The following is a 13,648-nucleotide window of genomic DNA, read 5'->3' on the forward strand; positions in this document are numbered from 1 at the left end:
TCCATGGCGAAAATTAAACTGAAATGGCCGCTTTATCACATCCTTATAGGTGGCCTCGCTATCGTTATGCTGTATCCGATTCTGTGGATGATCATGAGTTCTTTTAAAGAGAGCCGGCTTGTGTTTGTTACAGCGCAGCACCTTATACCTGATCCATGGGAATGGGGGAACTATGCTAAAGGCTGGGAAGGTATTGCAGGTTACTCCTTTGGTGTCTTCATCAAGAACTCTTTTGTAATTGTTATTGTCGCAACACTGGGCGCAGTCATTTCATCTTCACTGGTTGCCTTCGGTTTTGCCCGCAATAAATTTGTAGGCCATGGCTTATGGTTCGGAATCATGATGATGACCCTGATGCTTCCTTCCGATGTGGTGCTCGTCCCTCAATACATTATCTATGCCAAATTGGAATGGCTCGACAGTATCAAACCGATCGTTGTTCCACAGTTCTTCGGTGTCCCGTTTTTCATTTTCCTAATGCTGCAGTTTATTCGGACCATTCCTGTTGAACTTGATGAAGCGGCTACCATCGATGGTTGTGGGAAATTTGGACTTTATTTCAGAATTATACTTCCACTCATTCGTCCTTCTATGGCTACTGCGGCGATCTTCTCCTTCTATTGGCGCTGGGAAGACCTGCTTGGACCGGTATTGTACTTGAACTCACCTTCTAAATATACAGTTTCGATGGGGCTTAAAATGTTCCTGGACAGTGAGTCCGTATCCAACTGGGGTCCAATGTTCGCCATGTCTGTTCTAAGTTTGGCACCAGTCATGATTATCTTCTTTATCTTCCAAAAGCAGATTGTAGAAGGAATCAGCACCAGTGGTTTGAAAGGTTGATTTCAGCAAACGAATATAAATGTTTTAAATCTCTAATTAAGAAAGGTGCGGCTGAATTTGGATAGCTATCGTTTTGATTTTGGGATTAAGGAAGCTGAGCCTGGCTACACCAAAATTCGGCCGGACACATCTTATTCTAAGGAAATAGGGTATGGTTTCACTTCTGATTCCTCAGTCTTTGGTCGTTTCAGAGGGGGAACAGATATACTGCGAAGCGATTGCTGCATCCCACAGAAAGCAGTTTTTCTTCTGGATCTCCCGAATGGGATCTACCGTGTTACGCTGCTGTTGGGTGATGCTCTGGCAGATACCAGCACATTTATCAAAGCTGGAGAAGGCAAGTTCGTATTGGACACGCTAAATGTGCCTGCGGGCCAATATTTGCGCGAATCCTTTGCAATTAGGGTTAAGGATGGGCAGCTAAAGCTATCGTTCTCGGGTGCGGCACCGCGTATTAACGCCTTGGACATTCAGATGGACAATGAAGCGCTAGTCTTATTTCTGGCGGGAGATTCCACGGTGACCGATCAAGGGGAAGAAGGTTACCCCTATGCGGGGTGGGGCCAACTGCTGCCACGCTGCTTCAAAGCCGGAATAGCTGTAGATAATCGAGCACTTTCTGGACGCAGTTCCAAGAGTTTTATTGAGGAAGGGCATTTGGAGGGCATTGCCGCAGATATCAGACCCAGAGATTATCTGTTCATCCAGTTTGGACATAATGATTCCAAAACTGATGATTTAAGACATACCGAGCCCTTTACTACATATAAAGAACATTTGCTCCGGTTGATTACAGTCGCCCGAGAAGCGGGGGCCTATCCGGTTCTTGTGAGCTCTGTACATCGGCGAAGATTTGATAGTGAAGAAGCAATTGTAGACACGCATGGAGATTATTTAATCGCCATGCGGGAACTCGCAGATACCGAGCAGGTTCCACTGATTGATTTAGCCGAGAAGAGCCGCAAGCTCTTTGAAGCTTATGGCTCAGAGGGCTCAAAAGATTTATTCATGTGGAGCTATCCAGGAGAATTTATTGCGCATCCAGGTGGGGTGTATGATAATACACATTTTCAGATTTTAGGGGCTCGTCTTCTAGCTGAGCTTATAGTGGAAGGGATCCGGGAAGTTGGATTAAACGATCTCATCATTCATCTTCGTCAGGGAGAATAATAATCCTAAAGGAAAAGTAAATATCTGTCGGTTCAACTTCTGTATGCAAGGTTAAGGTTAAGGAAAGAACTTAACTGGAAGACTTGCATGATAAGAAGGAGGATATCACGATATGGCAGATAAAAAGCTTGTAGGTAAGGTTGCAGTTGTAACCGGAGGCGGCTCAGGAATTGGCCGGGCAACCGTGCTTGAGTTCGCACGTAACGGAGCCAAAGTTGTATTATTGGACAGAACTGTAGAGAACGCTGAAAAGGTTAGACAGGAAGTGGAGAAAGAGGGCGGAGAAGCCCTAGTTATCGAATGTGATGTTGCTGAACCACCACAAGTGGAAGCGGCGATAAATAAGGCGGCCGCGAAATGGGGTCGTCTTGATGTTGTTTTTGCCAACGCAGGGATTAATGGGGCGATGACGCCTATTGAAACGATGGATATTGAAGCTTGGGATCAGACCATTCATATTAACCTGCGTGGAACCTTCGCGACTGTTAAATATGCGATACCGCATCTAAAAGAAAGCGGAGGCAGCATCCTGATCAACAGCTCCATTAACGGAAATCGTGTATTTTCTAATGTTGGTTTTTCTGCTTACAGTACGACAAAGGCAGGACAGGTTGCTTTTATGAAAATGGCGGCACTGGAACTGGCTCAATTTCAAATCCGCGTAAATGCGATCTGTCCTGGGGCTATAAAGACCAATATAGATGACAACACTTTTCCATCAGAGGATCTGAAAGAAGTGAAAATCCCAGTAGAATTTCCTGAGGGAGATCAACCGCTCGAAGAAGGTCCGGGGCGACCTGATCAAGTAGCGAAGCTGGCGCTGTTTCTGGCGTCTGAAGATTCAGATCATATTACGGGGACGGAAATTTATTGTGACGGTGCAGAGTCGCTTCTGCATGGTTAATTTTTCAACATAATCTTGGCCTCTCATAACGGATTCCATCCTCGTCGCTATGCCGGACCACACGGGTCGAAAGAGCATCTGCGGTGAGGATGGCTATGCCGTTTTTTGTTGTAAAATAAAGCTAATCATTATCTCCAATTTCCGTTATAATGGAGTATCTCTGGAGAAAGGAGATTGCGATATGGATTTTCAATTGGAATCATTAATGAAGTTACTAGTGGCCATGCTGTTCGGGCTGTTCATCGGGATTGACCGACAGATCAAGCAGAAACCGCTGGGGATACGGACCAGTATGGTCATAAGCATTGCGAGCTGTCTTGTCACAGTGGTGTCTATCCATGCCTTTGATAAGTTCGCAGGACCAGAGCATCCCAACATGGACCCAATGCGGCTTGCGGCTCAGATTGTCAGCGGGATTGGTTTTTTGGGTGCGGGTGTTATTCTGCGTAGAGGCGGAGATGCCATTTCGGGCCTTACTTCGGCAGCACTCATCTGGACAGCTTCTGGAATTGGTATAGCTGTGGGTGCGGGATTCTATATTGAGGCAGCATATGCGGTTATTCTGCTGATGTTTGCTGTGAATTTAGTTCCTCATTTAATCCGTTCGCTAGGACCAGAAGTACTGAATAAACATGAAGTTTCAGTGAGGATCATTATGGAAGCTAATTTTGTGCTTACAGAAGTGATCCAAAAAATCGAGCGGCCTCAGGTCAGCTCGCAGCGTAGTACTAGAGGTCCATCCCGAGCGATTCGAAGAATGAAAATTAAAGATTTGGAAGATGGCAGACAAATGATCGATATGGTGATCTCAGCACCGGATCGGGATTACGCAACAGAAATCTATTACGATGTGAAGAAAATTGAACATGTAATGAGCGTAGAAGTGGAGCAATTGTAAAAAGAGCATGTCACCTCATGACTAGATGTGGTAATCTATCAAGTGGAGACAATTATCAGACACTGGAAGGGAGAACAATATATTATGTCAATCACAGCGTATGAAGGACAATATGAAGGAGAAGCAGCTATCTGGTTGAAAGCCGGTCGTTATGAGGCAGCTATTCTGCCAGGCATTGGCGGCAACCTGATCTGTTTCCGTGATACCGAAAACGGATATCGCTTCCTGCATGAGCCTGGAGCTGAAGAGATGGAAGCCTTTAAGGCAAGTCCGGGGATTCACGGAATTCCTGTATTATTTCCTCCAAATCGTTATGAGGATGGTAAATTTCCATGGAATGGTCAAACTTATCAATTCCCAGTAAATGAAGTTGCAACGGGCAACCATTTACACGGATTTTTACATACTGCAGCTTGGGAAGTCGAAGAATTTGGCAGCGGTAAGACTGAAAGCTTCGTAACCGTATTCATCAAGGTGGATGAGAATCATCCTTCTTATCAGTATTTGCCACATAAGTATACGATCAAATTGCGTTATACCCTCGGCGAAGGAGGATTATCTCAACAGGTGTTGGTGCACAATGATGGAGAAGATGTGATGCCTTGCTTGCTGGCATTCCACACTGCCATTAACGCACCTTTCGCACCAGGAAGCAGTGCACAAGATTACCGCGTAAAAGCTACTATTGGCGAGCGCTGGGAGCTCAACGACCGCATGCTGCCAACAGGCAAATTCCAGGCGTTGGAGCCAGGAGAAGTTCAGCTTCGTGAAGAAGGTGTGAATCCATATTTTGCATCGATGGACAATCACTACACGGCTGTACCTCAGAACGGACGCAACCGGATGGAGCTTACCGATAGCAAAGCTGGAGTAACCTTGGTGTACGATGTAGGGACTTCGTACAAACAATGGATGATCTGGAATAATGGTGCTACAGAACAGTTCTTCTGCCCTGAGCCACAAACTAACTTGGTGAATGCGCCAATGGTAGATCTTCCTGCTGATGAAATCGGCTTGTTCAGCCTGAAACCAGGCGAATATTGGGAAGAGAGCAGCCGCCTGTACGTAAAATAGAGTTCATGTGAATATGAATAGGTTATAAAGAAGGGGCTGTCTCAAACGTAGTTTTTCTACGATTAGACAGCCCCTTAAATTTATCTCTTACTAATAATCTCTTCATTAATCTGTTCAATGATGTCTTGGATACTCTTCGAACCAAGATCACCTTCACCACGTTTTCTTACAGAGACAGTGTCGGAATTTTTTTCGTTCTCTCCAAGTACAAGCATGTAAGGTGCTTTTTCAAGCTGAGCTTCACGAATTTTGTAGCCTAACTTCTCATTTCGGATATCTACTTCGACACGAATGCCAGCCTTCTCCATGTGATGCTTCACTTGCAGTGCATAGTCAACATAGTTCTCAGAGACTGGCAATAACTTCGCATGAACAGGTGCGAGCCACAGTGGGAAAGCCCCAGCGAAATGTTCAGTAATAATCCCCATAAAACGATCGATCGACCCATAAACAGCGCGATGGATTACGACCGGGCGATGTTTAAGATTATCTTCCCCGATGTAAGTAAGATCGAATTTCTCTGGCATTTGCCAATCTAGTTGGATTGTTCCACATTGCCAGCTACGTTTTAACGCATCTAAGATATGGAAATCAATCTTAGGTCCATAGAACGCGCCATCCCCTTCATTCACACGATATTCGATCCCGAGATTGTCTAATACATTTTGTAAAGATTGTTCAGCCTGATCCCATAATTCTTCAGATCCCATATAATCTGCCGGCCGAGTTGATAATTCAATCTTATACTCAAAGCCGAACACTTGATAAATATGGTCAATCAGTGAGATTACCCGTCTTATTTCATCCTCAATTTGCTCTGGCAAAACGAAGAGGTGAGCATCATCCTGGCAGAAAGTGCGGACTCTCATCATCCCGTTCAGTGCTCCGGAATATTCATGGCGATGCACTTGACCGAATTCCGAGATACGGATAGGCAGTTCCCGGTAGGAATGCAGATTATTTTTGAAAATTAGCATATGCCCAGGGCAGTTCATCGGCTTAAGGGCAAATTTTGTTTCATCTACATCTGTGAAATACATATTGTCCTTGTAGTGATCCCAGTGTCCTGACTGCTCCCAAAGCCGATTGTTCATCATCAGCGGTGTACGAACTTCATCGTAATCTCTCTGTCTTTGTAATTCCCGGGCAAAGTTCTCAAGCTCTGTACGGATTGTCATTCCCTTGGGAAGATAGAAGGGCATGCCTGGCGCTTCTTCTGAGAACATGAACAACTCAAGTTCTTTGCCGAGCTTACGGTGGTCACGTTTTTTAGCTTCTTCAAGAAACAGTAAATGTTCCTCTAACTGCGCTTTTTTAGGAAAGGCAGTTCCATAAATACGTTGCAGCATTTTGTTATTGGAATCTCCACGCCAGTAGGCACCCGCTACATTCAACAGCTTAAAGGCTTTGACCAAGCCAGTAGAGGGAAGATGTGGCCCACGGCAAAGATCGGAGAATTCACCTTGATCATAAATAGTTAATACTGTGTCTTCCGGCAGATCATGAATAAGCTCCAGCTTTAAAGGCTCATTCAGCTCTTCAAAAAGTTTAATGGCCTCTGCGCGGCTCACCACACGGCGGACAATCTGGTGATTCTCTTGGATGATTTTCGCCATTTCTTGTTCGATTGCAGCAAGATCATCAGTGGATAGAGGTTTCTCAATATCAATGTCATAGTAGAAGCCGTCTTCGATAACAGGACCTATGCCTAGCTGGACAGCTTTATCTCCATATATACGTTTTATGGCCTGCGCCATGATATGTGCAGTACTGTGTCTATAAACCTCAAGACCGTCTTTGCTATCCAACGTAACAATATCGAGCCGGCAATCATGTTCGATCGCTTGGTTTAGATCAACAGATTTTCCATCAATTTTTCCAGCCACAGCATTTTTTTTCAGACTGGTACTTATGGCACCTGCTGCTTCTTTAATCGTTGTTCCTTGCAGTACCTCTCTAATTGTTCCATCTTGCAGTGTTACCTTGATCTTCATGATTTTAGCCTCCGTTTCTCAAATATTGTTAATTGTGAACGCAAAAAAACGCATCTCTCCCAGAAAGGGACGAGTGCGTTCAGCTCGTGGTTCCACCCTAATTCGACCTGTCATATAGACAGGACCTCATTGGTATCCGATATCGGGGATAAATCGGTGCCGCATACTACCGAAAAAACAAAGTTCTACGGATTCAGCGCCACGGCTACAAAGGGGTAACTTCACAACCGGTAACTGGAGAAGCTTGCAGCCTGGACTTCTCTCTCTGGACAGTTCGTGTAGGAAATCATGTCTTTGATCATTGCCATATTCTGTTGCTAGTTAATATTACTCAATAGTATTCGATAAAGTCAAGGGGGGAGGTGCACAGAAATCGGATGATCGTTTCTCCGCGGTCTTCATTTGCTTATTGGTAAAGGAAATGAGGATGGACTTGGCGAATTTATATTTCAACATGCTTAAGGGGGATTGTAATGCAGATTATTGCCATGCTGACGATGCTAATCGACCATATTGGCTATATCTTTTTCCCGGAGAATCTTGCTTGGAGATATGTAGGGAGAATAGCTTTTCCGATTTATTGTTATGGGCTTGTGCAGGGACATATCCATACTTCATCCAGACCTAAATATTTATTTCGGTTGCTCTTGATTGCGATTATTGCCCAGATTCCCTATAATCTAGCGCTAAATTCTGGTGGCTGGAACGTGGTGTTTACGTTATTGCTGTCAGCAATCGTACTGGTAATTTTGGACAAGCTGCCTTCACTATGGCTTGGTATACCTGTGGTAATTGCGGCTATAGTGTTAATGGATTATTACCCTATAGATTATAATGCGTACGGTTTGCTCTTAGTATTGATTTTTCGTTATACGAAATCGTACTGGCTTGTTGGAGCCCATCTGGCACTGAATCTTTTCTATATGTTTTATAATTATTGGGTTGTACAGATGCTCAGTATTTTACCTACCTTGCTGATTGCTTTTACGCCTTTAATTTGGGATCGCTTGGAGCGGCACCGGGTTCCGCGCTGGATGTGGTGGTCATTTTATCCTGCACATTTACTGATGTTGGCGATAGTTAAGGCTGTAATTTACAAGGATTGGGCTCAGATCGAATGGCGAAGTTTGTTGAATATCTAAACATTTTACAATAAAAGGAACTTTGATTTACAAAACTTACCTTAGCTGAGATAATGGATTGATTTCACAAAATAAGATGAAGGAGACATGCTATGAGTAGAGTTAAAGCGAAATTGAAGTGGTTTTTGCCTTTTGTCGCACTGATGCTAGTTCTTGCCGGCTGTCAGTCGGTAGGGGGGTTCGATGTTAATAAGGCGTTGATTGGGGATGTTGATGTTAAATCATCAGAATCCAGTATGACTTTTTCCATGAATGCTGAGCCCATAGAGGGAATTAGCGCGGAAGATAAGGAAATGGTTGATCTTATTAATTCTTTTTCCTTGAATATTAGTAAAGCTAAGTTACAAGATAATGGGAGTTTATCGGCCCAAGGAACTGTTGGTTATAAACAATTGAATATTCCATTCACCTTGTTTATGGACAAACAAACACTTGCTTTTACAGTTGAAGGAGCAAAACAACCGTTCTACTTCCCTGTACAAGGATACGATGAAATCTTAGGTGAAGTAGGCTTGGATACGGCAAAAGCTGAAGATGTCAGTAAGCTGTTGACGAAATTCGTTGTTAAGAATCTTCCGAATCCTGGCGTAATCAACATTACACCGGTTAGTGATGCTGTGTATGGTGAGCAGTTGAACATGACGAAGCTGCATGCAGAAGTGACTGGTGATGAGCTTCCTGCATTGTTAAAAGGCTTCCTGAAGTCTGTTTCCAAAGACACAGAAGGTTTTACTGAATTGGTGGGTGGTCTTTACGACTATCTGTACCCTGTGATCAAAGCTATGGATGAAGACGGTTCTGGCGATATTTTCAATCTGGGATTCGGAGATATTCCACTGGATGATAAAGAAGCTGTCGTAACTGTATTGCATGATGCTGCCAAATTGGCTGTTGATGCATTGCTGCTAGTATATGACAATCAAGTGGACAGTCTTTACAAATCAACTCCTGAGATGAAGACCGTGTTGAGTAAGGATACGAAGTTATCTGTTGATATTTTCGTTGATAGTGCTCTGCATGTGCGTAAACAGAATGTTGATCTGAAAGTGGCGCTTCCGGGTACCGAGGATTTCCCATTGAAGAGCCTCTCGCTTAAAGCTTCCAGTCAGATTTGGAACATTGGCGGTGCTGTAACTGCTGATCCAATCAGTACTGAAGATGCACTTGATATTTCTTCCGGACTTACACCTGGAGAGACTTTGAGAAATTTTGCCCCCGATTCTGATGTATATCGTATATTGAAGGATGATCTGGGCATTACGAAGAGAACCATTGTTATCGAACCTGATGACGAATATTATTACCCGATTGTAGACAAGAACACTACTTATATCCCCCTGCGTTATTTGGCAGAAGATTTAGATGCTATTGTAGAATGGGATACGGCCAATCGTGCAATTAACGTTACTGATGGTGTGTACGGAGATAAACTGGTATTCAAAATCGGTTCTTCCGAAGCCTTGATTAACGGCACGGCTGTAAAGCTTGCCCAACCTGTATTTGTTGACGAGTATGGCGATGCATATGTATCCTTGCGTATGCTTGCTGAAGCGCTTCATGCTACTGTGTCGGTAGATGAAGATGGTTGGATTACTATTGTACGGAAATAGTTGTATCTTAACGATTAATTAACACAATAAACCCAGCTTCCATCTGACGCATAAATGCGGGTGGAGGCTGGGTTTTTCATATGAATACATAATCCAGTTATTGCTTCGTTAATACCACCTCTAAAGCTATATTACTAAGCTCTTTATCCTCTGTCATACTTTGGATGTATCCACCTAAGAAACCTTCTTGTAGGCCTTCCCAAAGCTTGTAGCCTGGCATCGCTTTAATATCTTCTGAGGAGCTGCCGGCTGTCCCCGCGAAATATCTTACATTTAGCTTGGCCATTACCTCTGCCATCGATGCCTTTTCAGACTGCGTAAAGGAACTCTCCTTTAAACCATCCATAGCTTTGTTATAAGAGTTTGTAGCAAAAGTATCCTCAGCATAGGTCTTGAAGTTTAAAAGATTCTGATCTGTATTGCCATTAGCTTTAGCCCATCCCTCTACATTTAAGGGCGTTGCTTCATAATTGACGGTTCTGCTCAGGGGATCGAAGGTCATCGCTCCGTATTGATGTGGATAGACAGCCATTGCACTTGTTGCGATATCATAAATTGGCGTTTCTTCCGAAGAAGTTACCGGGTCTACCCGGATGTCCTGCATATGGATATGGCCTGACAAGACTAAATTAAGTTCATTTTCACGAAGTACCTTTATTGTTTCCTGACTGTTGTTAAGCTTAAAGCCTGAAACAGACATAGAGGTGTGGCTTAGTAGATTGTGGTGCATAACCGTGAGAACAGAAGCATGCTCCTTGGCAGCCAGTTTAACAGAATTATCTATCCATGATAGGGTAGAGGCGGTCAGGCGTCCGTCCGTTTGGGGGAAACCGTATTTCTGATTGTTATGATATTGGCTGCTGTCAATCATAAGGAGCCATAAATTTGGCGCTGCCTTAACGATGTAACTTAGTGATTCTTTATCACGTGATACAGCTTCTTTGTAACCGAAATCCTCATACATCTTGGTAAAATCTTTGTCTGTAATGGAATCCGTAACAAGCTGCTTATCCCCGCTGAAGGATCTGGCCCAAGGATTAAATAAATCGTGGTTGCCTGGAATGACATAAACAGAGGTTCCTTGTGCTTCGATTCGCTTTAATTTTTGGGTTAGCTCCTGATGGCTGCTGCGTTCTCCGTTATTTGTTAAATCTCCACTCAGGATGAGAAAATCAGGCTTCTGCTGCTCAGCGTCATAAACCAAGGTTTCAAGGATTTCATCACTGTAAGGCAGCATTTTTCCATCACCGCCAGTTACATATTTTTGAAAAGCTGTACCGCCATCCTGTAGCTTCTTATCTAAGAAGTGAGTGTCCGTTGCCACCCAGAAAGTGAGGGGGTGAAGATCATTCGGATCTTGTGCTGTTGAGGTTAAATTAGACGAATTTGTGTCTTTACAGCTAGTTAGAGCCAAGCTCATTGAAAGGAGCAGCAATAATGAGATTAAGGCTGATTTTCTATGCCGAACAAGGGCTTTGTCGCTTGGGAATTTCATGATTATAACCTTCCTTCTATACATTTGCTGCACTATTGTAGCGCATTTTAGCTCGTGGTGTATATCGGAAAAGGAAGAGGGCAGTTTCTAGCACGCCTGAAGTGATTAATGATTAATAGATCAAGTGCATAATTAAGCCCATAAATGCGACAATAAGAGTTGGCAACGAATATATCCGACAAAATAAGTTGTGAATAACTGTTGTGTTTTCAGAAAAAAGGTGCTAAGATATACAAAAGTAAGTTACTAAAATTAATGGAGGTAGTTATTTTATGTCTAACAATTTCTTTGAAGCAGTAAAAGGAAGACGTTCCATATATGCCCTTAGTAAAGAATCTACGATTTCGGATGCACAAATTGTAGAAATCGTTGAACAAGCGGTGCTACATAGCCCAACTTCTTTCAACTCCCAAAGCTCAAGAGCCGTTGTTCTTCTTGGAGAACAACACGATAAGCTATGGGATATCACTACAGAAACATTGCGTAAAATCGTTCCTGCCGAACAATTTGAAGGAACAGCGCAAAAATTAGCGTCTTTCAAAGCAGGTTACGGTTCCGTACTATTCTTTGAAGATCAAACGGTAGTGAAGAGCCTGCAAGAGAACTTCGCTCTATATGCTGAGAACTTCCCAATTTGGGCTAACCAATCCTCTGGTATTCTGCAATTTGTAGTATGGACAGCACTTTCTGAAGCAGGTGTAGGTGCATCCTTGCAGCACTATAATCCACTGATTGATGATGAAGTAAAAGAAGCATGGGGCATCCCGCAAGAATGGAAATTGATTGCTCAATTGCCATTTGGTAAAACAGTTACTCCTGCTGGTGAGAAACAATTCCAACCGATTGAAGATCGTGTTAAAGTCTTTAAATAAGTGAAATAAGCGTTTGAAACCTCCTTAACCAGGCTAAGTATGTATATAGACTGGTTAAGGAGGTTTTTGGTATGCCATGGAACAAAGAGGATTATCCAGAATCATTGAAGAACTTCACAGCACCTGTTCGCAATAAGGCAATCGATATTGCGAATGCGCTCCTCGAAGATGGTTATGAGGAGGGGCGGGCGATTTCAATTGCCACAGCGCAGGCGAAAGAGTGGGGGGAGAACCACGATAAACAAATCCGTAAAAAAGGTCATTAAGGCTTAATCAAAGGCCTGAACATAGAAATAAAAAAAAGCAGGACAGCGTTTATTAACGCTTGTCCTGCTTTTTGACGGGCACAATTATTTAGTGGATTCATTTCCTGCTGCTGCGCTTGCAGTTGGCTCAGCTGTTGCAGCTGCATCTTCTTTAGCGTCAGTAAGTGTGTTCGTGATTTTTGCTTTTTCAGTTGTTTCTGACATCCAAGTGGAGGACAGAGTGGAAACCTTTTGCGAAACTAGTGTTTTACGAATTTCATCTTTCTTTTCTTCCAGTGTATAGTCTTTAGCATCTTTATGGTCGGTTACTTTAATGATGTGATAACCATAATCGGATTTGACAGCATCACTGGTTTCACCAACTTTTAGCTTAAAGGCTACATCAGAGAATTCAGCTACCATATCGCCACGTTTGAAGAAGTCTAGATCTCCGCCATTATCCTTGGAACCCGTATCAGAGGATTTTTCCTTGGCAAGAGTAGCGAAATCTGCGCCTTCTTTCAGTTGTTTCAGAATTGCATCTGCTTCTTCTTTAGTCTCAACGAGAATGTGGGAAGCGCGAACTTGTTCTTCTTCACTGAAAGTAGCTTTATTTGTGTCATAGTATTCTTTGATTTCATCATCCGTTACAGTGACTTGTGGCTCAAGGATTTTACGCAGCTTTACTTGCAGCGGCATTTGCTTTTTCAAGTCGTCTACAGTCATTGAGCTTTGGGACAAAGCAGCATTAAAGGCAGCTTCTCCGCCGAATTGTGCTTTAAGATCTTCAAGTTCAGTGTTGATGTCTTCATCTGTAACAGTTACGTTAGCTTTTTTAGCCTCTTGATCAACAAGCTCAGTTGTAATCATAGATTGCAGCGTGCTTTCTCCGCCTGCTTCGATCAATTTATCATAAAGTTGTTCTTTTGTGATTTTTGTTCCGTTTACTGTTGCAACAGCTTTTTTGCTGTCGTCTTTTTGGACGACCAGAACAATGATTAGTGCTGCAGCTAATACGATAGAGGCAATCATCCAAGCTTTATTGCTTCTAGGAGCAGTCGGAGGTGTAGGTGGCGTAGCGTTGTTCGCACCGACTTTGTTCATTACTGGAATACTGTCTGCTTTTGTTGTATTCACAGGTTCCTCAGCAGCAACTTGCGCTACTTCAACCTCTTCATTGATAATCTCGGAAGTGTTCAATTCTTCTTCCGTGGTACCGTTGTTTTCTAAGTTCTCATTTCCATTCAGATCTTTTTTGTCCATTATTAGTAATGACTCCCTTCAATATAGGTGTTGCTTGTCTATTTACAACTTTAACAGAAATCCTAATCCTAAACCTTAAGAAAGTATAAAAAAAGGCAGGATCTTTTTAAGTTTCTATTAATAAAAAGCAAAAAGCCG

General features: G+C 43.1%; 12 protein-coding genes. 9 read left to right on the forward strand and 3 right to left on the reverse strand.

From position 1 onward, the window contains the following. Positions 1 to 3 precede the first annotated feature (3 nt). The 5 genes from MHI25_RS12990 to MHI25_RS13010 all read left to right on the forward strand — a co-directional run bounded on the left by MHI25_RS12990 (position 4) and on the right by MHI25_RS13010 (position 4,889). Positions 4 to 843 (forward strand): carbohydrate ABC transporter permease, encoded by an 840-nt coding sequence (locus MHI25_RS12990; protein WP_038570347.1) that lies wholly within the window; start codon positions 4 to 6, stop codon positions 841 to 843. Between the two features lie 57 nt (positions 844 to 900). After that, positions 901 to 2,013 (forward strand): rhamnogalacturonan acetylesterase, encoded by a 1,113-nt coding sequence (locus tag MHI25_RS12995; RefSeq protein WP_076279782.1) that lies wholly within the window; start codon positions 901 to 903, stop codon positions 2,011 to 2,013. A gap of 112 nt (positions 2,014 to 2,125) precedes the next feature. Continuing rightward, positions 2,126 to 2,917, forward strand: coding sequence for an SDR family NAD(P)-dependent oxidoreductase (locus MHI25_RS13000; RefSeq protein WP_248548095.1), 792 nt, complete (start codon positions 2,126 to 2,128; stop codon positions 2,915 to 2,917). A gap of 181 nt (positions 2,918 to 3,098) precedes the next feature. Further along, positions 3,099 to 3,815: an MgtC/SapB family protein gene (locus tag MHI25_RS13005; protein ID WP_036686231.1), complete on the forward strand. Its 717-nt coding sequence runs from the start codon at positions 3,099 to 3,101 to the stop codon at positions 3,813 to 3,815. A gap of 84 nt (positions 3,816 to 3,899) precedes the next feature. Beyond that, on the forward strand, positions 3,900 to 4,889 hold the full coding sequence (locus MHI25_RS13010) for an aldose 1-epimerase (RefSeq protein ID WP_340395510.1): 990 nt from the start codon (positions 3,900 to 3,902) through the stop codon (positions 4,887 to 4,889). Positions 4,890 to 4,969: 80 nt separating this feature from the next. On the opposite strand, the gene thrS is transcribed toward MHI25_RS13010, so the two are convergent. Next, the gene (thrS, locus tag MHI25_RS13015) at positions 4,970 to 6,883 is read right to left on the reverse strand and encodes a threonine--tRNA ligase (protein ID WP_076125897.1); all 1,914 of its coding nucleotides are present in this window, start codon (positions 6,881 to 6,883) and stop codon (positions 4,970 to 4,972) included. A 473-nt stretch (positions 6,884 to 7,356) separates the two neighbouring features. Between thrS and MHI25_RS13020 the strand changes: the two genes are divergently transcribed. Next, the gene (locus MHI25_RS13020; protein WP_076125898.1) at positions 7,357 to 8,025 is read left to right on the forward strand and encodes a TraX family protein; all 669 of its coding nucleotides are present in this window, start codon (positions 7,357 to 7,359) and stop codon (positions 8,023 to 8,025) included. Between the two features lie 92 nt (positions 8,026 to 8,117). Beyond that, positions 8,118 to 9,635 (forward strand): copper amine oxidase N-terminal domain-containing protein, encoded by a 1,518-nt coding sequence (locus MHI25_RS13025; RefSeq protein ID WP_340395511.1) that lies wholly within the window; start codon positions 8,118 to 8,120, stop codon positions 9,633 to 9,635. 97 nt (positions 9,636 to 9,732) lie between these two features. On the opposite strand, the gene MHI25_RS13030 is transcribed toward MHI25_RS13025, so the two are convergent. Then, positions 9,733 to 11,130 carry a metallophosphoesterase gene (locus MHI25_RS13030; RefSeq protein WP_340395512.1) on the reverse strand — a complete coding sequence of 466 codons (1,398 nt, stop codon included), beginning with the start codon at positions 11,128 to 11,130 and terminating at the stop codon, positions 9,733 to 9,735. A gap of 272 nt (positions 11,131 to 11,402) precedes the next feature. On the opposite strand from MHI25_RS13030, the gene MHI25_RS13035 reads away from it, so the two are divergent. Both MHI25_RS13035 and MHI25_RS13040 read left to right on the forward strand, forming a co-directional pair. Beyond that, on the forward strand, positions 11,403 to 12,002 hold the full coding sequence (locus tag MHI25_RS13035; protein WP_076125903.1) for a nitroreductase family protein: 600 nt from the start codon (positions 11,403 to 11,405) through the stop codon (positions 12,000 to 12,002). A 71-nt stretch (positions 12,003 to 12,073) separates the two neighbouring features. Next, on the forward strand, positions 12,074 to 12,268 hold the full coding sequence (locus MHI25_RS13040; RefSeq protein ID WP_036686240.1) for a hypothetical protein: 195 nt from the start codon (positions 12,074 to 12,076) through the stop codon (positions 12,266 to 12,268). An 84-nt stretch (positions 12,269 to 12,352) separates the two neighbouring features. Here the strand turns inward: MHI25_RS13040 and MHI25_RS13045 are convergent, their stop codons facing one another. Next, on the reverse strand, positions 12,353 to 13,510 hold the full coding sequence (locus MHI25_RS13045; protein ID WP_076125905.1) for a peptidylprolyl isomerase: 1,158 nt from the start codon (positions 13,508 to 13,510) through the stop codon (positions 12,353 to 12,355). Between the last annotated feature and the right edge of the window lie 138 nt (positions 13,511 to 13,648).

Origin of the sequence: Paenibacillus sp. FSL E2-0177 (assembly GCF_037992975.1) — a bacterium.
GTDB classification, from domain to species: Bacteria; Bacillota; Bacilli; order Paenibacillales; family Paenibacillaceae; genus Paenibacillus_AQ; species Paenibacillus_AQ odorifer.